The sequence below is a fragment of the Pantoea vagans genome, from assembly GCF_001506165.1.
GTDB lineage: Bacteria > Pseudomonadota > Gammaproteobacteria > Enterobacterales > Enterobacteriaceae > Pantoea > Pantoea vagans_C.
The window spans coordinates 1261453-1280909 of record NZ_CP011427.1 but is presented as its reverse complement, the minus strand read 5'-3'; the positions used below and the strand labels follow the sequence as shown (position 1 = coordinate 1280909).

Here is a 19457-nt window from a genome sequence, read left to right as displayed (position 1 = left end):
ATCAGTGAGAAATCCCCCATGTTTAAACCTGAACTTCTGTCTCCAGCGGGTTCGCTGAAGAATATGCGCTATGCCTTTGCCTATGGCGCTGATGCGGTGTATGCCGGGCAACCCCGCTACAGCCTGCGCGTGCGTAATAATGAATTTACCCACGAGGTGCTGGCGAAGGGCATCGAAGAAGCCCACCAGCTCGGTAAAAAATTCTATGTGGTCGTCAACATCGCGCCGCACAACGCCAAGCTAAAAACCTTTATTCGCGATCTAACACCCGTGGTGGCCATGCAACCCGATGCCCTGATTATGTCCGATCCCGGTCTGATCATGCTGGTGCGTGAAGCCTTCCCCGAGATGCCGATCCATCTTTCGGTACAGGCCAATGCCGTTAACTGGGCGACCGTGAAGTTTTGGCAACAGATGGGGCTGACGCGGGTGATTTTGTCGCGCGAGCTGTCGCTGGATGAGATCGCGGAAATCCGCCAGCAGGTACCCGAAATGGAGATCGAGATCTTCGTCCACGGCGCATTGTGCATGGCATACTCAGGGCGCTGCCTGCTCTCTGGCTATCTGAATAAACGCGATCCCAATCAGGGAACCTGCACCAACGCCTGCCGCTGGGAATACAACGTGGAGGAAGGCAAGCAGGATGAGATCGGCAATATCGTCGGTTTCCATCAACCGGTTGCCGTTCAGGAACCGACGCTCGGGATCGGCACGACAACAGACCGCGTATTCCTGCTGGAAGAGAAAATGAAGCCCGGCGAGGTGATGAGTGCCTTTGAAGATGAGCACGGCACCTACATCATGAACTCTAAAGATCTGCGCGCGGTGGCGCACGTTGAGCGCCTGACGCAGATGGGCGTGCATTCGCTGAAAATTGAAGGGCGCACCAAATCGTTTTACTACTGCGCGCGCACTGCGCAAGTCTATCGCCGTGCCATTGATGATGCGGCGGCGGGGAAACCTTTTGATCCCGCGCTGCTGGAGACTTTAGAAGGGTTGGCGCATCGCGGCTATACCGAAGGTTTTTTACGCCGCCATACTCATGACAGTTATCAAAACTATGAGCAAGGGTTCTCGGTCTCAGAACGCCAGCAGTTTGTCGGAGAGTTTACCGGCGAACGTCGCGGTGACTGGGCGCAAATTGCCGTTAAGAACAAGTTCTTGCTGGGGGATTCGGTTGAGATAATGACACCCGAAGGCAACCTGAACTGTACGCTGGAAACCATGCAGAATGATAAAGGTGCAGCGGTGGACGTGGCGCCAGGGGATGGTCATCGGGTGTGGATCCCGGTCCCCGAAACGGTGGATCTGTCGTTTGCCCTGCTGCTGCGTAACTTCACCGATGGCAACAGCACTTACGATCCGCACGGAAAAAAGCGCACATAATGAAAAGAATGCAGCGAAGTTAGAACAGGATCACAGACCGCCGCTGCGCCTCGCTTTAGAATCCTGCCTGCTGCTAACGAGTAACAATAAACAGCAGGTAGTACCAGGAACCACCTCATTCACCCGCCCGGCTCCCCCGTGCGGGTTTTCTTTTTTCGTCGCCCGCCGATAAAGTTCCCCGCCCAGCTATGCTATAACCACTGCATCGTTTTTCGCCTCAAGGAACTGATTATGCAAAACAAACCGCTCACCCTGCTGATCCTCAATGGTAAAGGTGCTGGTAATGAAGATTTGCGCGCGGCGGTGAATACGCTGCGAGATGAAGGTTTCAATCTGGCGGTGCGTGTCACCTGGGAAAAAGGTGACGGCGACCGTTATGTTCAAGAAGCGGTAGACCTGCAAGCTGAAACCGTGGTGGCGGGCGGTGGCGATGGCACCATCAATGAAATTGCCGCGGCTCTGGCCGCCATCGACGCTGAAAAACGTCCCGCACTGGGCATTTTGCCGTTGGGTACCGCCAATGATTTTGCCACCAGCGTCGGCATTCCGCCCGAAATGGAACCGGCGCTGCGTCTTGCTGTGTTAGGCAAAGCCAGCGCAATTGATTTAGCCCGCGTCAATGGCGATCGCTACTTCATCAATATGGCGACCGGAGGTTTCGGCACACGCATTACCACCGAAACCCCGGAGAAGCTGAAATCTGCACTGGGCGGCGTCTCCTACTTTATTCACGGTTTGATGCGAGTCGATGCGTTGAAACCCGACAGCTGTGAGATCAGCGGTCCTGGCTTTAACTGGCAAGGTGATGCGCTGGTGATTGGCATCGGTAATGGCCGTCAGGCAGGCGGTGGGCAGAAGCTGTGCCCGGAGGCGCTGATCAATGATGGGCAACTGAATCTCAGCATCGTCACCGCGCAGGAGTTGCTACCGACTCTGCTGCATTCGCTGACGCGTAATGATGAGAATCCGAATATCACCACCGCGCAGTTGCAGTCATTAACTATCCGCTCACCGCACGAGATGACCTTTAATCTGGATGGTGAACCGCTGACCGGCAGCGAGTTCGAGATTGAGGTGATGCCCGGCGCGTTGAGCTGCCGATTGCCACCACAGTGTCCGCTACTGGCTTAGTGACCTGGTGCGCATAAATGCGCACCCTACAAGGGTTCGGTTCTGTATTCGTAGGGTCGCCATTCATGGCGACCCATTTTTTTACACCGTCATCCAACGGCGTTCTGCCGCTGACACCGCTACCGCTTCCAGCACCTTCTGCACCTGCAAGCCTTCCGCGAAATCGGGCCACATGCGGTCGCCTGCCGCAATGCCATTGATCAAATCGCGGATCTCCACGGTTTTCTGATCGTTAAAGCCAATGCCGTGACCGGCTGAGACACAGAAGTTAGCGTAATCAGGGTGCGCAGGTCCGGTAAGAATGGTTTTGAAGCCCTGACGTCCTGCCGGTTCATCATGGATATACAGTTCCAGCTCTGCCATGCGCTCCTGGGTGTAACGCAGCGTGCCTTTGGTACCGGTCACGACATAGGTCAGGCCCATTTTGCTGCCACAGGCGATACGTGAGGTTTCAAACACGCCGTGTGCGCCGTTTTTAAAGCGCAGCAGCGCACTGGCCTGATCCTCGTTTTCCACCGGCAGCAGGCGCGAAGGGTCTTTGGGATCGGGACGCTGCTTAATCACCGTCATCATATCGCCGCTGACTTCTTCGATATCGCCCACCAGGTAGTGCGCCATATTCACAATATGCGCCGCCAGATCGCCCAACGCCCCTAATCCGGCCAGTGCTTTCTGACAGTGCCAGTCCAGCGGGGTTTCTGGACGCGCCAGATAATCTTCGTTGTGCGTACCGTAGAAGTGCACCACGTCACCAATTTCACCACGCGCAATGATTTCACGCGCCAGTTGGCTGGTCGGGTTTTTCATATAGTTAAAGCCGACCAGGGTTTTCACGCCCGCTTTCTCGGCAGCCTGCACCATCTCTTCGGCATCCGCCACCGACAGTGACAGCGGCTTCTCTGAATAGACATGCTTACCGTGGCGAATCGCTTCCAGCGCCATCTCTTTATGCAGGAAGTTAGGCGCACAAATATCGACTACATCAATGTTGGGGTCGCGCACCAGCTCATGCCAGTCACCCGTTGAACGTGCAAAGCCAAAGGTTGCGGCTTGCTTTGCTGCCAGCTCCGGGTTTACCTCCGCCAGCATTTCCCGCACGATTTCCCCTTTCAGCGCAAACACCGTCGGTGCCTGAGCGTAAGCAATTGCGTGACAACGACCAATGTAACCACTGCCGATCATACCGATTCTGACTTTGTTCATGCTGCACCTGGCGTTATGGATGGAAATTGATCTGGAATATATGTTTCGCTTTTTCAGCCCACAACGGCGAAATGAAATATCTGTGATCATACATGCGAGGTATCTGACAAAACCGACAAATCAGAATGTAATTTTGCATACGATTGGTGACATGGATCACAATGAGGTTCAGATTGTGTGCGAGTTCGCACTCTGGCAGCCACTCAGGCGCAGGAATTGACGCTTTATTCAGCAGTCGGAATAAATTATGAAAAAGGGCTTTGACAAGCCCGAGCCTGCTCGTTACTATGCGCCCCGTTCCAAACAATTCCTCTGTAGTTCAGTCGGTAGAACGGCGGACTGTTAATCCGTATGTCACTGGTTCGAGTCCAGTCAGAGGAGCCAAATTCTTGAAAAGAGCAGCCTATAAGGCTGCTTTTTTTATGCCTGCGATTTACCCTGTTTACTTACCTCACCGATCCTCTGGTTACCTCTTCGCTCTGTGACTGCCTTCACAACTCTTTAACGCCGACTTGTATGGTAGTATTGGTAAGCGTATTTTTTCATCATTGCTTTCCCGTTAATGCCAGCAGCACCGTTTAACGTCCGCGCCGGCCAGGAGTAAATGATGAAAAGTGTCGTAATTGAACAACCGGGTGAACTCGTTTTAGCAGACCGTCCCCTGCCAGCACCGGCCGCGGGTGAAGTGCGTGTCAAAGTGCAGTTTGCCAGCATCTGCGGTTCTGATGTGCATATCTGGCATGGTCATAATCCGTTTGCCAAATATCCGCGCGTCATTGGCCATGAGTTCTTTGGCCTGATTGATGCGGTAGGCGACGGTGTTGATGCCGCTCGCATCGGGGAGCGCGTGGCCGTTGATCCCGTGGTCAGCTGCGGTCACTGCTATCCCTGCTCCATCGGGCGCCCTAACGTCTGCAAAGAATTGCAGGTGATTGGTGTGCATCGTGATGGCGGCTTCAGTGAGTTTGCCGTTGCCCCGGCTAAAAATGCTTTCCGTCTGCCCACCGCTATTCCAGACAAACTCGCCAGCATGGTTGAACCCTTTACCATCGCCGCGAACATCACCGCTTTCCTGAAACCTCAGCCAAACGATGTGGCACTGATTTATGGCGCAGGACCGATGGGGTTGACCGCGATTCAGGTGCTGAAAGGCGTTTATGGCGTGGCACAGGTGCTGGTGGTCGACCGTCTGCCAGAGCGTCTGGCACTGGCACAGGAAAATGGCGCTGACCGCGTATTCAATAACAGCGAGATCCCACTGGCAGCCCAGCTGGAAGGCATTCAGCCCACGCTGATTATCGATGCTGCCTGCCATCCTTCTATTTTGGCCGAATCTGCTGCCCTTGCCTCCCCGGCGGCACGTATCGGGCTACTTGGCTTCTCTGGCGAGCCTTGCAGCATCACGCAGCAAGCGTTGACCAGCAAAGAGTTATCGCTGTTTACCTCGCGCCTCAACAGTAATCGTTTCCCGCAGGTCATTGAGTGGATGGAAAAAGGCCTGATCCAGCCTGAAAAACTGGTCACGCACTATTTCCCACTCGCAGAGATTGAACGTGCCATGACGTTGTTTGAAAAAGATCCCCGTACCTGCTGCAAAGTGATTCTCCAAATGGGTTGAGTTAATCTTCACACCAGGTGTCCTTAATGCCGGTGCGTACCCGCCGGCAAAACTAGAAAAACTATTAGGTCGGAGTTTGTATGCTTAAGAACCTACGCTGGACCCTCGTACTGCTGTTATTCCTGGTTTATATGTTCAACTACCTCGATCGTATTGCCCTGTCCCTGACTGTACCGCTGGTGGAAAAAGATCTGATGATCAACGCCGAGCAGTTCGGCATGATTTTCGGGAGTTTCTTCTTTGGCTATGCGCTGTTTAACTTTATTGGTGGCCTGGCGACCGATAAATTCGGCCCGACCATCGTGCTGGGCACCGCAGTCGGCATGTGGTCGCTGTTCTGCGGCATGACCGCGCTGGCCACTGGCTTCTGGTCGATGATGATTCTGCGCGTGCTGTTCGGCATGGCGGAAGGTCCGATTTGCGCCTCGGCGAACAAGGCCATCAACGGCTGGTTCCCGAAAAAACAGGCCGCAACCGCCATGGGCTTGCTCAGTGCCGGTTCCCCTCTGGGTGGTGCAGTCGCGGGCCCGATTGTCGGCTATCTGGCCCTGTCATTTGGCTGGCGTCCGGCGTTCGTGGTGATCTGCGTGATTGGTCTGGTGTGGATGGGTCTGTGGTTCTTCTTCGCGGCAGATAACCCGGCTCGCAGCAAAAAAGTGTCAGCTGAAGAACGCGCTCTGGTCGAAAAACTGAAAGCGGAAGAGCCTGCCGATGTGATCGATCCTTCAGGCAAAGCGCACGGCATGGGCTACTACCTGCGCCAGCCGATTATCCTGGTGACCGCATTTGCCTTCTTCTGCTACAACTACATCTTGTTCTTCTTCCTGAGCTGGTTCCCGGCGTATCTGGTGCAGGCGCATGGCCTGGATATTAAATCCATGAGTATCACCACCATGATCCCGTGGATTGTGGGCTTCGTTGGCCTGGCATTGGGTGGTTGGATTTCGGATAAAATCTTTAATATCACCGGAAAATTGCTGCTATCGCGCAAGATTGTGTTGGTCGTGTCACTGCTTGCGGCAGCGATTTGTGTGGCGCTGGCGGGTACCATTAAAGAAGTGAATTCGGCGGTGATCATGATGTCGATCTCCATCTTCTTCCTCTACATCACCGGCGCAATTTACTGGGCGATTATTCAGGACGTGGTGCACAAAAGCCGTGTGGGTAGTATTAGTGGCTTTATCCATTTAATCGGCAGCCTGTCCGGAATTGTCGGCCCGATTGTCACCGGCTATATCGTGCAGCACACCGGTAAATTCGACAGTGCGTTTATTCTGGCGGGCTGTGTTGCCGGGATTGGCGCGATGTTAGTGCTGTTTGTGATTCGCAGCCCAAAGACCGCAGATAAACCCGTCTCCGCTTAACAGTTTGACCATAATGGGGCGCTCAGCGCCCCATTTGCTAAAAGGAATTCCTATGTTAGAGCTTGATCGCCTTCCCGCCGACGTCCAACGCCCCGCTTATGACCGTAGCCAGTTAAAAACCCGCATGGTGCATATCGGCTTTGGTGCCTTCCATCGCGCCCATCAGGCCCTCGCCACCGATAAGCTGGCTGCGCAGGGGAGTGACTGGGGCTACTGCGAAGTCAATCTCAACAGCGGTGCACTGATTCAGGCTCTGCGCCAGCAAGACTTACTCTACACCGTGACCGAGATGGCGGATGACAGCCTTAATACCCGCGTGATTGGCGTGGTGACACAAGCGCTGCACGGCAAGGGCGACGGTATTGATGCGGTGATTGAAGCCATGAGTCAGCCTGACGTCGCCATCGTCTCGATGACCGCCACCGAGAAAGGCTATTGCTATATGCCGTCGAGCGGCAAGCTCAACCCTGATCATCCCGATATCGTGCATGACCTCGAAAATCCGGAGCAGCCGCGCTCGCTGCCGGGGCTGATTCTGGCCGCCATTATTCGCCGTCGCGCCCGCCATCTTCCCCCATTCAGCGTGATGTCCTGTGACAACATGCCGGAAAATGGTCACGTGACTCGTAATGTCATCACGCAACTGGCAGAACGCCACAGCCCTGAACTGGCCGAGTACATTCACGCACATATCACCTTCCCTTCCACCATGGTCGACCGCATTGTGCCCGCGATGACCGATGCCGCGTTTGACGCGTTGGAAGCTCGCCTGGGCAGCAGCGACCCTGTTGCTGTCGAAGCCGAGCCGTTCTTCCAGTGGGTGATTGAAGATAACTTCGTGAGTGGCCGTCCTGCCTGGGAAAATGCTGGCGCGGAACTGGTCAGTGACGTACTGCCGTTCGAAGAGATGAAGCTGCGTATGCTGAATGGCAGCCACTCATTCCTGGCTTACCTCGGTTTCCTGGCAGGGTATGAACACATCAGCGATTGCATGGCCGATGCCCATTTCCGCACGGCAGCGCGCGCGTTGATGCTGCAAGATCAGGCTCCGACGCTGCGTACGCAAGGCGTAGACTTAGTGGCCTACGCTGATTCACTGATTGCGCGTTACGAAAATCGCGCCATTAAGCATCGCACTTATCAAATCGCGACCGATGGCACTCAGAAGCTGCCGCAGCGCATGCTGGACAGCGTGCGCTGGCATCTGCGTAATGGCACCTCATGCGATTATCTGCTGCTGGGTGTCGCGGGCTGGATGCGTTATGTCAGCGGCGTGGATGAGCAAGGTCAGCCGATTGAGATTCGCGATCCGCTGAAAGAGCAGTTGGCGAGCATTGTGGCTCACAGTGAAGATGGCTCAGAACGCGTAAAAGCGCTTATCGGCCTGAAAGCCGTATTCGGCGATGATCTGCTGCACCACAGCGCCTTTGTTGCACGCGTCACAGAACTCTATCAGCAACTTGCGAAGCAGGGCGCACGCGCTACTGTACATGCCTTGGTGGCACAGGCATAAGCGCCTTCACAAATGTGTAGCGCAGATGCAGCGTGCTGATTAGACTGAACCTTTCTCATCGGGCTGGCTTGCGCCAGCCGTAATACGGATATTGCTGCATGTCGATTGCCTATACCATAACCACCAGCGAACCCGTCAATCAGCAGATCTATCGCTATTTGCGCAAAGATATCGTGACCTGCGCCATTCATCCGGGCTCATTGCTGTCGGAAAAAGAGGTGTCCGCGCGCTTTAACGTGTCGCGCCAGCCGGTGCGCGAGGCCTTTATCAAGCTGGCGGAAGCTGGTCTGGTTCAAGTGCTGCCGCAGCGTGGCACTTTCGTGCGCAAAATTTCTGCACAGCGCGTGGCGGATGGGCGCTTTATCCGTGAAGCGGTTGAAATCGCCGTGGTGCGTCGTGCGGCACTGGAGATGGGCCCCACGGGACTGATGGCGCTGGAGCATAATCTTCAGTTACAACGCTTAGCCGCAGAGCGCCAGGACAGCCAGGCATTTTTAACTCTGGACGATGAATTTCACCGTCTGATAGCCGAAGGGATTAACTGCCTGCTGGCATGGGAGACGGTGGAGAATATCAAAGCCACCATGGACCGTGTGCGCTTCCTGACGCTGAGTGAAGTATCCCCGCCGGAAAGTTTGATCCAGCAGCATGAAGATATCTATTGCGCGTTGAAAGCCAAAGACGTTGAGGCCGCAGAAAGCGCCATGCGCCGCCATCTGCAAGAGATGATTTTGACCATCACGCCAATAGCTGAACGCAATAGCGAGTGGTTTGAAGCGCCATAGGTTTTGGGGCGGCCAGCGCACAGGCCTTGGGAGCATACATCAGTATGTGACCAAGGACGCGCACTGCCCGCCAGCGAAATGGCCAGTAAGCCAGGTTTAATTACGCGATAGTCACATCTTTCGACAAATAGACATCCTGCACCGCATTAATCAACTCCACACCTTCCTTCAGCGACTTCTTAAACGCCTTACGGCCCAGAATCAGCCCCATTCCGCCCGCACGTTTGTTAATCACCGCCGTACGCACAGACTCTGCCACGTCGGTGGCCCCTGCCGAAGCACCGCCGGAGTTAATCAACCCTGCACGTCCCATATAGCAATTCGCCAGTTGGTAGCGCACCAGATCGATCGGGTTCTCGGTGGTCAGTTTGCTGTAAACCCGATCGTCGGTATGACCGAAGTTCACTGCCTTGTAACCGCCATTATTCTCCGCCATTTTCTGCTTCACGATATCCGCGCCAATGGTGGCGGCCAAATGGTTCGCCTGGCCTGTTAAATCGGCGCTGGCATGGTAATCCACGCCATCTTTCTTGAAATCATTGTTACGCAGATACGCCCACAGCACCGTCACCATGCCGAGTTCGTGCGCGCGCTCAAAGGCCGCTGAGATCTCTTCGATCTGACGACGTGATTGCTCAGAGCCGAAGTAGATGGTTGCGCCAACGGCGACAGCACCCAAGTTGAATGCCTGCTCTACGCTGGCATACAGCGTCTGGTCATATTGGGTCGGATAACTCAGAGTCTCGTTATGGTTGAGCTTGACCATAAACGGAATGCGGTGCGCATAGCGGCGCGACACGGATGCCAATACGCCATAGGTTGACGCAACACAGTTACAGCCGGCTTCAATCGCCAGCTCAACAATATTCCTGGGATCGAAATAGGCCGGATTAGCAGCAAATGAGGCACCCGCAGAGTGTTCAACACCCTGGTCGACCGGCAAAATCGACAAATAGCCGGTCCCTGCCAGACGTCCGGTGTTGTATAGCGTTTGCATGTTGCGTAATACGATAGGAGAACGATTGTTGTCGATCATGACACGATCAACATAATCCGCGCCGGGTAAATAAAGGCTGTCCGCTGGAATGGTCATGCAGCGATGTTGAAGAAGGGTGTCCGCTTCTTTGCCCAATAACTGTACGATGTCCGTCATGTTGACTCCTGAATAAATGGCTGGATGGGAACCGGCACCTGCCGATTCGCCCCCAACAGCCTGGACCGAAAAGCGCCAGGCTGGCAAATTGCTGACACCATTTTTCAGACGGATACGCAGTGAAAAAGCGGCAATCTGGCGTTACGCCCTACCACCATTGATGGAAATGGTGCACCGGCCCAATGCCCTTCCCGACTTCCAGTGAATCAGCATGCAGCAGCGCCTGTTGCAGCCAGGCTTTGGCCTCTTCTACCGTATCTGACCAGTTATCATGACGAGGGCGCAACGCCGCCAGCGCCGCCGAGAGCGTGCAGCCCGTGCCATGGGTATGTCGCGTATTGACGCGCGGGGCAGTGAAGCGCTGACGTCCTGCACGTGTAATCAGCCAGTCTGGGCTTTCGGCATCACTCAGATGGCCGCCCTTCATCAGCACCGCTTCGCAGCCGAGATCCAGCAGCGCATCGCCCTGCATCAGCATGCTCTTCTCATCCTGCGCCATATCGCGACCCAGCAGCGTTGCCGCTTCCGGCAGGTTCGGCGTGATCAATGAGACGTGCGGCAGCAGTAACTCACGCACGCTCGCCACCGCATCGGGTGACAGCAGCGGATCCCCGCTTTTCGCAATCATCACCGTATCCAGCACCACAAACGGCAGGCTGGCCCGTTTCAGCCGCTGCGCGACCACTTCAACAATCGCAGTTTCAGACAGCATACCGATTTTGGCGGCATCGATGCGCACATCGTCCAGCACCGAATCCAGTTGCGCGCCAACAAAATCGGGTTCAATACGATACACCGACTGCACGCCACAGGTATTCTGCGCCACCAGTGCGGTGATCACACTGGTGCCGTAAGCGCCCAACGCGGAGAAGGCTTTGAGATCGGCCTGAATACCCGCGCCACCGCTTGGATCGGTGCCAGCGATGGTTAAAGCATTGATGCGTTTCATGCCGCCACCTCCAGAGTCCAGAGTCCGTCAAGGAAAGCGACGACAAAGCTGCCGGGCCCCTGCACCTGACGTGCAGCCTGCTCACCCGCCAACGACATCACGCGGCACGCTGCTGCAATGTGCTGCAGGCGCTCGCCTGGCAAGCTGGCGAAAGCAGCAACCACCGCAGACAGTGCGCAACCGGTGCCGACCACACGCGTCATCAAGGGGCTGCCACCAGGGATCGCCAGCGTGCTTTTACCGTCAGTGACGTAATCAACTTCTCCGGTTACCGCGACAACGGTTTGATATTTCTGCGCCAGTTGCTGGGCTGCGCTCAGCGCGGCATCCGCTTGATGCACGCTATCCACGCCACGCCCTCCAGCCGCCTGATTGGCTAGCGCAAGGATTTCAGAAGCATTGCCACGAATCGCGGCGGGTTGCAGGCCCAGCAGCTGTTGGCAGAATTCGGTACGCAGTGATAACGCACCCACTGCCACCGGATCGAGCGTCCAGGGTGTTCCTGCTTTCTGCGCGGCCTGCACGGCGGCTAACATCGCATCGCGGCGGTCGCGGGTTAAGGTACCCACATTGATCAGCAACGCATCCGCGAAACCAGCAAATTGGGCCGCCTCTTCTGGGTCAATCACCATCGCCGGAGACGCCTGCAACGCCAGCAGCACATTAGCGGTAAAGGTTTGCACTACGTCATTGGTCATGCAGTGCACTAACGGAGTTTGCTGCCGCAGTAAGTGCAGGGATTGCGCGAGCTGCGTAGTGGAGAGTATTTCAGGCTGGTGTGTCATAAAGCTCCCAACCGGCGATCAAGAAGGCGAATGCGGTCAGGCATCTGACTTCCCTACGCTGGCATTATCCAGATCAGGTCAGCGGGTGTATCTCAGCCCTGTATACAGGGGCACCCCGAGTCATGGCATGCAGAACATGCCGACGACAGGATAAGCGCAGTCGCGCAGGTTGTAAATTGTGGTTTGTGCGGTGAGTGAGAATAATTGCGCCACATCAAAATATAAAATATTCATCCTCCATCAATAAAATAAACATCACCCGCCAGATCAATAACTGAAAATATATCCGCTTAATGTATTAATTCCTTTTTTAATCTACATAGGCAAAAACGCGGAAATTAAGATAATCAATACCACTAATTGATTAGCATCAACGCCTGACATCCCATAAAACGGCCTAATCCCCCTCCGGACTTGAAGACAGACTCTGCCCACCCAATTCCGGGATCGAAAATGAACCTAAAGTTATTCAGCTTTATTCCGCACGCACATCGTTGGCATCAGATTCGTATTTCCCGTAAAGGGGCAATTTCTCCTGGTGGTCGCCACTATTTTTCGACGCACATTGAAGCGCAGTGTAAAGGGTGCGGAGAACAAATACACAAAGTGTATTACCGTGATATTAGCGATGCTGAAGCGCGCCGCTGGCTGGGATAATCATCGGGCAAAAAAAAGCCCCGCAACACAAGGTGCGGGGCTGCTGCGTGGCTATCGCAATAAAACTTATTCAGCCGGTTGGGTGCGGATCAGATAATCAAAGGCGCTGAGTGAGGCTTTAGCGCCTTCACCGCTGGCAATGATGATCTGCTTGTACGGCACCGTGGTGCAGTCACCGGCGGCGAATACGCCTTTCAGGCTGGTTTCGCACTTGGCATCGATGATGATCTCGCCCATTTTGTTACGCTCTACCGCACCTTCAAGGAAAGTAGTGTTCGGCAACAAACCAATCTGCACGAAGATGCCGCTCAGCGCGATCTCGTGGCTGGTCTGGTTGTTACGGTCGATGTAGCTCAGACCGGTCACTTTGCTGCCGTCGCCTTTCACTTCGGTGGTCTGTGCATTCAGAATCACATCGACGTTTTTCAGGCTACGCAGTTTGTCCTGCAGCACTTTATCGGCACGCATTTCGCTGGCAAATTCCAGCAGCGTCACGTGCTCAACCAGACCGGCCAGATCGATAGCCGCTTCCACACCAGAGTTGCCGCCGCCGATTACCGCCGTGCGCTTGCCTTTAAACAGCGGGCCGTCACAGTGTGGGCAATAGGTGACGCCTTTGGTGCGATACTGCTCTTCACCCGGCACACCCATGTTGCGCCAGCGAGCACCGGTAGCAATGATGATGCTGCGTGATTTCAGAACTGCGCCAGATGCGGTTTCAATCGCGTGCAGACCGCCCTCTTTCGCCGCCGGAATCAGTTTGATTGCGCTCTGGGTATCAATCACGTCTACATCGTAGTCATCGACGTGAGCACGCAGTGAACCAGCCAACTTCGCGCCTTCGGTTCTCTGGACGGAGATGTAGTTTTCGATGTCTACCGTGTCGAGCACCTGGCCACCGAAACGCTCGCCCATCAGGCCAGTGCGGATACCTTTACGTGCCGAGTAGATCGCTGCCGCTGCGCCCGCGGGGCCGCTACCGACGATCAGCACTTCATAGGCATCACGCTTGTTCAGCTCTTCGGCTGCACGTTTCTCAGCATTGGTATCCACTTTGCCGACGATTTCCGCCAGGCTTAAACGGCCCTGACCAAACTCGGTGCCGTTAAGGAATACGGCAGGCACACCCATCACGTTACGTTCGGTGATTTCGTTCTGGAACATGCCGCCATCGATGGCGGTGTGGCTGATGCGCGGGTTGAGGATCGCCATCAGATTCAGCGCCTGCACCACGTCAGGACAGTTGTGGCACGACAGTGAGTAATAGGTTTCGAAATGCAGGTCAGTGTCCAGAGCAACCACTTGCTCCAGCAGACTCTGTGACTCTTTCGACGGGTGTCCACCGGTCTGCAGCAGTGCCAGGACCAGTGAAGTAAATTCGTGACCCATTGGCGAACCGGCAAAGCGTGGGCCGCTCTGGCTGCCTGGGTTAGTGATCAGAAAAGAGGGTTTACGAACCGGACGATCATTCTCTTCACGGAAGCTGACTTTTTCTGACAAGCTCGCGATATCGGTCAGCAGAGAACGGATCTCCGCAGATTTAGCGCCATCATCCAGTGTGGCAATCAACTCAACCGGTTTCGTTAATTTCTCAAGGTAAGCCTTGAGCTGTGTTTTTAAATTGGTATCGAGCATAGTGAGTTCCTGTCAAGAAAATCGGGTGCCGTAGCACCCGATTGAGAAAGATCGAATGGCTGGGTGTGGCTTAGATTTTGCCAACCAGGTCCAGAGATGGAGCCAGTGTAGCTTCGCCTTCTTTCCATTTAGCCGGGCACACTTCACCTGGGTGAGAAGCCACGTACTGAGCCGCTTTCAGTTTGCGGATCAGGTCAGATGCGTCACGGCCAATGCCTTCAGCGGTGATTTCGATAGCCTGGATGATGCCCTGTGGGTCAACAATGAAGGTACCACGGTCAGCCAGACCTTCGTCTTCACGCATGATTTCGAAGTTACGGGTCAGTGCGCCAGTTGGGTCACCGATCATCGCGTATTTGATTTTTGCGATGGTTTCGGAAGAACCGTGCCAGGCTTTGTGGGTAAAGTGCGTGTCAGTAGAAACGGAGTAAACGTCTACGCCCATTTTCTGCAGTTCTTCGTGATGGTCTGCCACGTCACCCAGTTCGGTAGGGCATACGAAGGTGAAGTCAGCCGGGTAGAAGAAGAAAACACTCCATTTACCTTCAACGTCTTTCTCGGTTACATCGATGAATTCGCCGTTTTTGAACGCTGCGTTTTTGAATGGTTTGATTTTGGTATTAATGATGGACATGGTGACCTCCGTTAAAAGATGTGATGCAAGTTACAGTTTTTCCGGGCCAACTTCTAATATGCAGTCGTTATCAATTAGATAATCAAAAGCTATCAAAGCGCTGATGCCTGATTCCATGCGGCTTGCCGCGGCATTCTACACAGAAACCCCGCTGATTTGACAGGGTTTATCTTTTTCCGGTGCGACAACTATTTTTAAAGAGCGATTACCATTTGTAGCGGCGGGATTTATCGCGCAGGGGTAAACCACTGTGTTGCTGACCGATGCGCGATGAATCGCGCCGCTACGATTATGTTGGCGATGTGCAGCCTGAAGAGTTGAGAAAGTTTGAGGGAGAGTGACGTGAAGATTCGTTTTTTTGAGGAAGCCGACCGCCCTTTTCTGCGCACGCTCTTTTTGGCGGCGCGCCGTTGCAACTGGACGTGGCTGGCTGGTGATGAGTGGCAGCTTGAGGATTTTGATGCAGTGATCCTCGGCGAAACCGTGCTGGTTGCAGAGATCGATGGCCATCGCGTAGGGTTTGCCGGCGTACTGGACAACGACAACTTCCTGCACAGCCTGTATGTTGACCCGGATTTTCAGAGGCGTGGAGTGGGAAGTGCACTGCTGGAGCACGTACAACATCGCTTCACTTCAACCGGCGCATTGAAATGTCTGATGCAGAATCAAGCCGCCCAGACTTTTTATCTGAAACACGGCTGGCAGCGTGAAGCGGTAGGCGAGAGCGATCAGGGAAAATATGTGCTGATGCATTTTCCGCTGGCGGCACGCGCCAGCAGAAAATCAGCAGGTTAAACCGCGCGGAAAGCGATATCCGCTGGAATGACTTCGCCCTGCCAGTAGAGCTGTGCGGCCACGCGCCCGGCTAACTGGCGATAGAGTGCGGTGAACTCGCTGTCTGGACGGCGGATCACCGTTGGCTCACCATCATCCAGATCCTCACGCAGATTAATATGCAGCGGCAACTGCGCCAGCAGGCGCGTGTGGTAATCCGCTGCCAGTTTCTGTGCGCCGCCGGTGCCGAAAATCGGCTCATGGTGGCCGCATTCGCTGCAGATGTGAATGCTCATGTTCTCCACCACACCCAGCACGGGCACGCTGACTTTTTCAAACATCACAATGCCTTTGCGTGCATCAATCAGCGCGATGTCCTGCGGCGTGGTCACCACCAGCGCACCGGTCACCGGTACGTTTTGCGCCAGGGTTAACTGAATATCACCGGTGCCAGGAGGCATATCTAAGATCAGATAGTCGAGGTCCGGCCACATCGTCTCATTGAGCAGTTGCATCAAGGCTTTGCTGGCCATCGGGCCGCGCCACACCATGGCATTTTCATCAGTAACCAGATAACCAATCGAGTTGGTCGCGAGGCCATGAGCCATGATCGGTGCCATATGCGTGCCATCCGGCGAGGTCGGACGTTGACTCTCGGTGCCGAGCATATTGGGAATGGATGGCCCGTAAATATCCGCATCGAGGATCCCGACGCGTGCGCCTTCCGCCACCAGCGCCAGCGCCATATTCACCGCGGTGCTGGATTTACCCACGCCACCTTTGCCAGAGCTTACCGCGATGATGTTTTTCACCCCGGTGGCGCCAGGGTGATTCTTCACGCGTTTCAGCGTGGCGATGTCATGACGCAGCCGCCAGTCAATGGCGCTGGCATGGGTCAGACGCAGCAATTCAGCGCTGGTTTGCGCCTTCAGTTCTTCAAAGGCACTGGCCCAGGCAAACGGCATCACCAGTTCGATATGCAGTTTGCCATCCAGCAGCGCCACATGACGCAGTGCTTTGAGGGTTGTCAGATTGTGATGCAGTGTCGGATGTTCAAAGTCGCTCAGCACGCCGATAACCACAGCACGCAACGCTTCGGGCGAGTGATGTTCCCGGGATTGTGAAGTCATCCCAACTCCTTGTCTTTTCATAACGCCAAATCACGGCGGTGTGTCTTCAATAATATCAGATGCCGTGCAGTTGTGTTTACGCCAGAGGGTGCTTCGGTTAACATCTAAGCCCGATTTTTTTCTTACGGAACGCTACGCAAACTATGACTCATGTCGCTAAAAAAATTCTGGTAACGTGCGCACTGCCGTACGCCAACGGCTCTATCCATCTCGGTCATATGCTTGAACACATTCAGGCTGACATTTGGGTCCGTTACCAGCGAATGCGTGGCAATCAGGTTTACTTCATCTGTGCCGACGACGCCCACGGCACGCCTATCATGCTGAAAGCTCAGCAACTTGGCGTTGCGCCTGAGCAGATGATCGCAGAGATGAAGCAGGAACATGAAACTGACTTCGCCGGCTTCGACATCAGCTATGACAACTATCATTCGACGCACGGTGACGAAAACCGCCAGCTGTCTGAGCTGATCTACGGCCGCCTGAAAGAAAACGGTTTCATTAAAAACCGCACTATTTCACAGCTGTACGATCCCGAGAAAGGCATGTTCCTGCCCGATCGTTTTGTGAAAGGCACCTGCCCGAAATGTAAGTCACCGGATCAGTATGGCGATAACTGCGAAGTGTGCAGCGCGACCTACAGCCCAACCGAGCTGATCGATCCAAAATCCGTGGTATCTGGTGCGACACCGGTATTGCGTGATTCAGAGCACTTCTTCTTCGACCTGCCGTCATTCAGTGCGATGTTGCAGACCTGGACCCGTTCAGGTGCGTTGCAGGAGCAGGTTGCGAACAAGATGCAGGAGTGGTTCGATTCTGGCTTACAGCAATGGGATATCTCTCGTGATGCCCCTTACTTCGGCTTTGAAATTCCAGGTGCGCCGGGCAAATATTTCTACGTGTGGCTGGATGCGCCAATCGGTTATATGGGTTCCTTTAAGAACCTGTGTGACAAGCGCGGCGATATCAACTTCGACGAGTTCTGGAAGAAAGATTCCTCTACCGAGCTGTATCACTTCATCGGTAAAGACATCGTTTACTTCCACAGCCTGTTCTGGCCTGCGATGCTGGAAGGCAGCAACTTCCGCAAACCGACCAACCTGTTTGTGCACGGTTATGTGACGGTGAACGGCGCGAAGATGTCCAAATCACGCGGCACCTTCATCAAAGCCAGCACCTGGTTGCAACACCTGGATGCTGACAGCCTGCGTTACTACTACGCGGCGAAACTCTCTTCACGTATCGATGATATCGACCTGAATCTGGAAGATTTCGTGCAGCGCGTGAACGCAGATATCGTCAATAAAGTGGTAAACCTGGCGTCACGTAATGCGGGCTTCATCACCAAGCGCTTCGGCGGCAAACTGTCGAGCGAACTGGCCGATCCGGCGCTGTATCAGACCTTCGTTGATGCTTCCGAGAAGATCGGTGAAGCCTGGGCAAGCCGCGAATACAACCGTGCCATCCGCGAAATCATGGCGCTGGCCGACATTGCTAACCGCTATGTTGATGAGCAGGCACCGTGGGTGGTGGCGAAACAGGAAGGCCGCGATGCTGACCTGCAAGCGATCTGCTCCATGGGTATCAACCTGTTCCGCGTGTTGATGACCTGGCTGAAACCGGTGCTGCCATCGCTGAGCGCGCGTGCTGAAGCTTTCCTGCAGAGCGAACTGAGCTGGGATGCGATTGCTCAGCCGCTGCTGAATCATGATGTTGCCCCGTTCAAAGCGCTGTACGGTCGTATCGAAATGGCGAAAGTGGAAGGGTTGATTGAGGCGTCGAAAGAGGACGCGGCAGCAGCAAATAAGCCTGCGGTCACCGGTCCCCTGGCTGATGCGCCAATTGGCGACACCATCACTATCGACGATTTTGCCAAAGTCGATATGCGCGTCGCGCTGATCGAAAAAGCCGAGCTGGTTGAAGGTTCTGACAAGCTGTTGCGCCTGGAGCTGGATCTCGGCGGCGAGAAGCGCCAGATCTTCTCCGGCATTCGTGCGGCTTATCCTGATCCGTCGGTGCTGGTCGGTAAGATGACTATTATCGTCGCTAACCTTGCCCCACGTAAGATGCGTTTCGGCGTGTCGGAAGGCATGGTGCTGTCAGCAGGTTCAGGCGGTTCAGACCTGTTCGTGCTGTCAGTGGATAGCGGTGCGAAGCCGGGTATGCAGGTTAAGTAAGGGGGGCGCCCCTCACCCTAACCCTCTCCCGCAAGCGGGAGAGGGAACCGTTTTCAGCGAGTATTTAAAAAAGTATTCAACCTTATACATCGAGCTAGCTTGAGTCAGGTTAAGCACCCATTTTAACAATTGCTCGGTCGGCCCCCTCGCCCGCTTGCGGGAGAGGGCTGGGGTGAGGGCATCAAGACGCACTATTCCCGCATAACCAAACACCGATAAATCTCCTCGATTACCGCATCAAACTCTCCCATCACTTGATTATTCCAGAACCGAATTACGCGCCAACCGCGCTGCTGCAAATATGCTGTACGCTTCTCATCGTAAATGCGTGCCAGTTCCTCACCATGTTGTCCGCCATCAAACTCAACAATCAGCAACCGTTCAATACAAACAAAATCAACAATATAGATTCCAACTGGATGCTGACGACGAAACTTTGCCCCGCACAAATTACGGTTGCGAAGAAATCGCCACAGACGATATTCCGTTTCTGGCATCATCTGACGCAACGCCCTCTGCCTCTCTGTCTGTCCTTTCATGACGCCCTCCTTGAAGAGGCCGCA

Annotated in this window: 17 protein-coding genes, 1 tRNA gene and 1 riboswitch; of the genes, 10 read left to right on the top strand and 8 right to left on the bottom strand. The window is 54.6% G+C overall.

The features are described from left to right. The first annotated feature begins 18 nt into the window (after positions 1 to 18). Together yegQ and yegS are read left to right on the top strand one after the other, a co-directional pair. Positions 19 to 1386 carry a tRNA 5-hydroxyuridine modification protein YegQ gene (gene yegQ / locus LK04_RS05975; protein WP_039333831.1) on the top strand — a complete coding sequence of 456 codons (1368 nt, stop codon included), beginning with the start codon at positions 19 to 21 and terminating at the stop codon, positions 1384 to 1386. A 231-nt stretch (positions 1387 to 1617) separates the two neighbouring features. Continuing rightward, positions 1618 to 2517: a lipid kinase YegS gene (gene yegS / locus LK04_RS05970; protein WP_039333829.1), complete on the top strand. Its 900-nt coding sequence runs from the start codon at positions 1618 to 1620 to the stop codon at positions 2515 to 2517. A gap of 81 nt (positions 2518 to 2598) precedes the next feature. Here the strand turns inward: yegS and LK04_RS05965 are convergent, their stop codons facing one another. Then, on the bottom strand, positions 2599 to 3720 hold the full coding sequence (locus LK04_RS05965) for a Gfo/Idh/MocA family protein (RefSeq protein ID WP_039333827.1): 1122 nt from the start codon (positions 3718 to 3720) through the stop codon (positions 2599 to 2601). Positions 3721 to 4028: 308 nt separating this feature from the next. Between LK04_RS05965 and LK04_RS05955 the strand changes: the two genes are divergently transcribed. The 5 genes from LK04_RS05955 (at position 4029) to LK04_RS05935 (ending at position 9000) form a co-directional block, all read left to right on the top strand. Continuing rightward, positions 4029 to 4104: transfer RNA gene (locus LK04_RS05955), tRNA-Asn, on the top strand. 223 nt (positions 4105 to 4327) lie between these two features. Beyond that, entirely contained in the window at positions 4328 to 5338 is a 1011-nt protein-coding gene (locus tag LK04_RS05950; RefSeq protein ID WP_039333824.1) for a Zn-dependent oxidoreductase, read from the top strand. An 80-nt stretch (positions 5339 to 5418) separates the two neighbouring features. Then, positions 5419 to 6702, top strand: coding sequence for an MFS transporter (locus LK04_RS05945; RefSeq protein WP_039333822.1), 1284 nt, complete (start codon positions 5419 to 5421; stop codon positions 6700 to 6702). Positions 6703 to 6754: 52 nt separating this feature from the next. Continuing rightward, complete coding sequence (locus LK04_RS05940) at positions 6755 to 8215, top strand: mannitol dehydrogenase family protein (protein WP_039333820.1); 1461 nt, start codon at positions 6755 to 6757, stop codon at positions 8213 to 8215. Between the two features lie 98 nt (positions 8216 to 8313). After that, entirely contained in the window at positions 8314 to 9000 is a 687-nt protein-coding gene (locus tag LK04_RS05935; protein ID WP_039333818.1) for a GntR family transcriptional regulator, read from the top strand. A 100-nt stretch (positions 9001 to 9100) separates the two neighbouring features. Here the strand turns inward: LK04_RS05935 and fbaB are convergent, their stop codons facing one another. The 3 genes from fbaB to thiM form a co-directional block, all read right to left on the bottom strand. Continuing rightward, positions 9101 to 10153 (bottom strand): class I fructose-bisphosphate aldolase, encoded by a 1053-nt coding sequence (fbaB, locus tag LK04_RS05930; protein WP_039333816.1) that lies wholly within the window; start codon positions 10151 to 10153, stop codon positions 9101 to 9103. Positions 10154 to 10301: 148 nt separating this feature from the next. Further along, on the bottom strand, positions 10302 to 11102 hold the full coding sequence (gene thiD, locus LK04_RS05925) for a bifunctional hydroxymethylpyrimidine kinase/phosphomethylpyrimidine kinase (RefSeq protein ID WP_039333814.1): 801 nt from the start codon (positions 11100 to 11102) through the stop codon (positions 10302 to 10304). Beyond that, a complete protein-coding gene (gene thiM, locus LK04_RS05920) occupies positions 11099 to 11887 on the bottom strand; it encodes a hydroxyethylthiazole kinase (protein ID WP_039333811.1) in 789 nt (262 codons plus the stop codon). Before thiM ends, thiD begins: the two co-directional genes overlap by 4 nt. Before the next feature lie 33 nt (positions 11888 to 11920). Further along, a riboswitch (TPP riboswitch) is annotated at positions 11921 to 12015 on the bottom strand. A gap of 325 nt (positions 12016 to 12340) precedes the next feature. Between thiM and LK04_RS05915 the strand changes: the two genes are divergently transcribed. Further along, positions 12341 to 12544 carry a hypothetical protein gene (locus LK04_RS05915; RefSeq protein ID WP_039333809.1) on the top strand — a complete coding sequence of 68 codons (204 nt, stop codon included), beginning with the start codon at positions 12341 to 12343 and terminating at the stop codon, positions 12542 to 12544. Positions 12545 to 12610: 66 nt separating this feature from the next. On the opposite strand, the gene ahpF is transcribed toward LK04_RS05915, so the two are convergent. Both ahpF and ahpC read right to left on the bottom strand, forming a co-directional pair. Further along, a complete protein-coding gene (gene ahpF / locus LK04_RS05910; protein ID WP_039333807.1) occupies positions 12611 to 14179 on the bottom strand; it encodes an alkyl hydroperoxide reductase subunit F in 1569 nt (522 codons plus the stop codon). A gap of 70 nt (positions 14180 to 14249) precedes the next feature. Continuing rightward, on the bottom strand, positions 14250 to 14813 hold the full coding sequence (gene ahpC, locus LK04_RS05905) for an alkyl hydroperoxide reductase subunit C (protein ID WP_039333805.1): 564 nt from the start codon (positions 14811 to 14813) through the stop codon (positions 14250 to 14252). A gap of 342 nt (positions 14814 to 15155) precedes the next feature. Between ahpC and LK04_RS05900 the strand changes: the two genes are divergently transcribed. Continuing rightward, the gene (locus LK04_RS05900) at positions 15156 to 15608 is read left to right on the top strand and encodes a GNAT family N-acetyltransferase (RefSeq protein WP_039333804.1); all 453 of its coding nucleotides are present in this window, start codon (positions 15156 to 15158) and stop codon (positions 15606 to 15608) included. On the opposite strand, the gene apbC is transcribed toward LK04_RS05900, so the two are convergent. After that, the gene (gene apbC / locus LK04_RS05895) at positions 15605 to 16717 is read right to left on the bottom strand and encodes an iron-sulfur cluster carrier protein ApbC (protein WP_039333802.1); all 1113 of its coding nucleotides are present in this window, start codon (positions 16715 to 16717) and stop codon (positions 15605 to 15607) included. The genes LK04_RS05900 and apbC overlap by 4 nt on opposite strands. Positions 16718 to 16860: 143 nt before the next feature. Between apbC and metG the strand changes: the two genes are divergently transcribed. Continuing rightward, positions 16861 to 18894 (top strand): methionine--tRNA ligase, encoded by a 2034-nt coding sequence (gene metG / locus LK04_RS05890; protein ID WP_039333800.1) that lies wholly within the window; start codon positions 16861 to 16863, stop codon positions 18892 to 18894. Positions 18895 to 19085: 191 nt separating this feature from the next. Here the strand turns inward: metG and LK04_RS05885 are convergent, their stop codons facing one another. Next, positions 19086 to 19433: an endonuclease domain-containing protein gene (locus LK04_RS05885; protein ID WP_039333797.1), complete on the bottom strand. Its 348-nt coding sequence runs from the start codon at positions 19431 to 19433 to the stop codon at positions 19086 to 19088. Between the last annotated feature and the right edge of the window lie 24 nt (positions 19434 to 19457).

What these genes read in the sequence shown, in the direction of transcription:
- LK04_RS05965 (WP_039333827.1), bottom strand. Translation starts at nt 3,720, where the DNA reads ATGAACAAAGTCAGAATCGGTATGATCGGCAGTGGTTACATTGGTCGT.
- fbaB (WP_039333816.1), bottom strand. Translation starts at nt 10,153, where the DNA reads ATGACGGACATCGTACAGTTATTGGGCAAAGAAGCGGACACCCTTCTT.
- LK04_RS05885 (WP_039333797.1), bottom strand. Translation starts at nt 19,433, where the DNA reads ATGAAAGGACAGACAGAGAGGCAGAGGGCGTTGCGTCAGATGATGCCA.
- ahpC (WP_039333805.1), bottom strand. Translation starts at nt 14,813, where the DNA reads ATGTCCATCATTAATACCAAAATCAAACCATTCAAAAACGCAGCGTTC.
- yegQ (WP_039333831.1), top strand. Translation starts at nt 19, where the DNA reads ATGTTTAAACCTGAACTTCTGTCTCCAGCGGGTTCGCTGAAGAATATG.
- apbC (WP_039333802.1), bottom strand. Translation starts at nt 16,717, where the DNA reads ATGACTTCACAATCCCGGGAACATCACTCGCCCGAAGCGTTGCGTGCT.
- LK04_RS05915 (WP_039333809.1), top strand. Translation starts at nt 12,341, where the DNA reads ATGAACCTAAAGTTATTCAGCTTTATTCCGCACGCACATCGTTGGCAT.
- LK04_RS05940 (WP_039333820.1), top strand. Translation starts at nt 6,755, where the DNA reads ATGTTAGAGCTTGATCGCCTTCCCGCCGACGTCCAACGCCCCGCTTAT.
- LK04_RS05935 (WP_039333818.1), top strand. Translation starts at nt 8,314, where the DNA reads ATGTCGATTGCCTATACCATAACCACCAGCGAACCCGTCAATCAGCAG.
- LK04_RS05950 (WP_039333824.1), top strand. Translation starts at nt 4,328, where the DNA reads ATGAAAAGTGTCGTAATTGAACAACCGGGTGAACTCGTTTTAGCAGAC.
- yegS (WP_039333829.1), top strand. Translation starts at nt 1,618, where the DNA reads ATGCAAAACAAACCGCTCACCCTGCTGATCCTCAATGGTAAAGGTGCT.
- thiM (WP_039333811.1), bottom strand. Translation starts at nt 11,887, where the DNA reads ATGACACACCAGCCTGAAATACTCTCCACTACGCAGCTCGCGCAATCC.
- LK04_RS05945 (WP_039333822.1), top strand. Translation starts at nt 5,419, where the DNA reads ATGCTTAAGAACCTACGCTGGACCCTCGTACTGCTGTTATTCCTGGTT.
- ahpF (WP_039333807.1), bottom strand. Translation starts at nt 14,179, where the DNA reads ATGCTCGATACCAATTTAAAAACACAGCTCAAGGCTTACCTTGAGAAA.
- metG (WP_039333800.1), top strand. Translation starts at nt 16,861, where the DNA reads ATGACTCATGTCGCTAAAAAAATTCTGGTAACGTGCGCACTGCCGTAC.
- thiD (WP_039333814.1), bottom strand. Translation starts at nt 11,102, where the DNA reads ATGAAACGCATCAATGCTTTAACCATCGCTGGCACCGATCCAAGCGGT.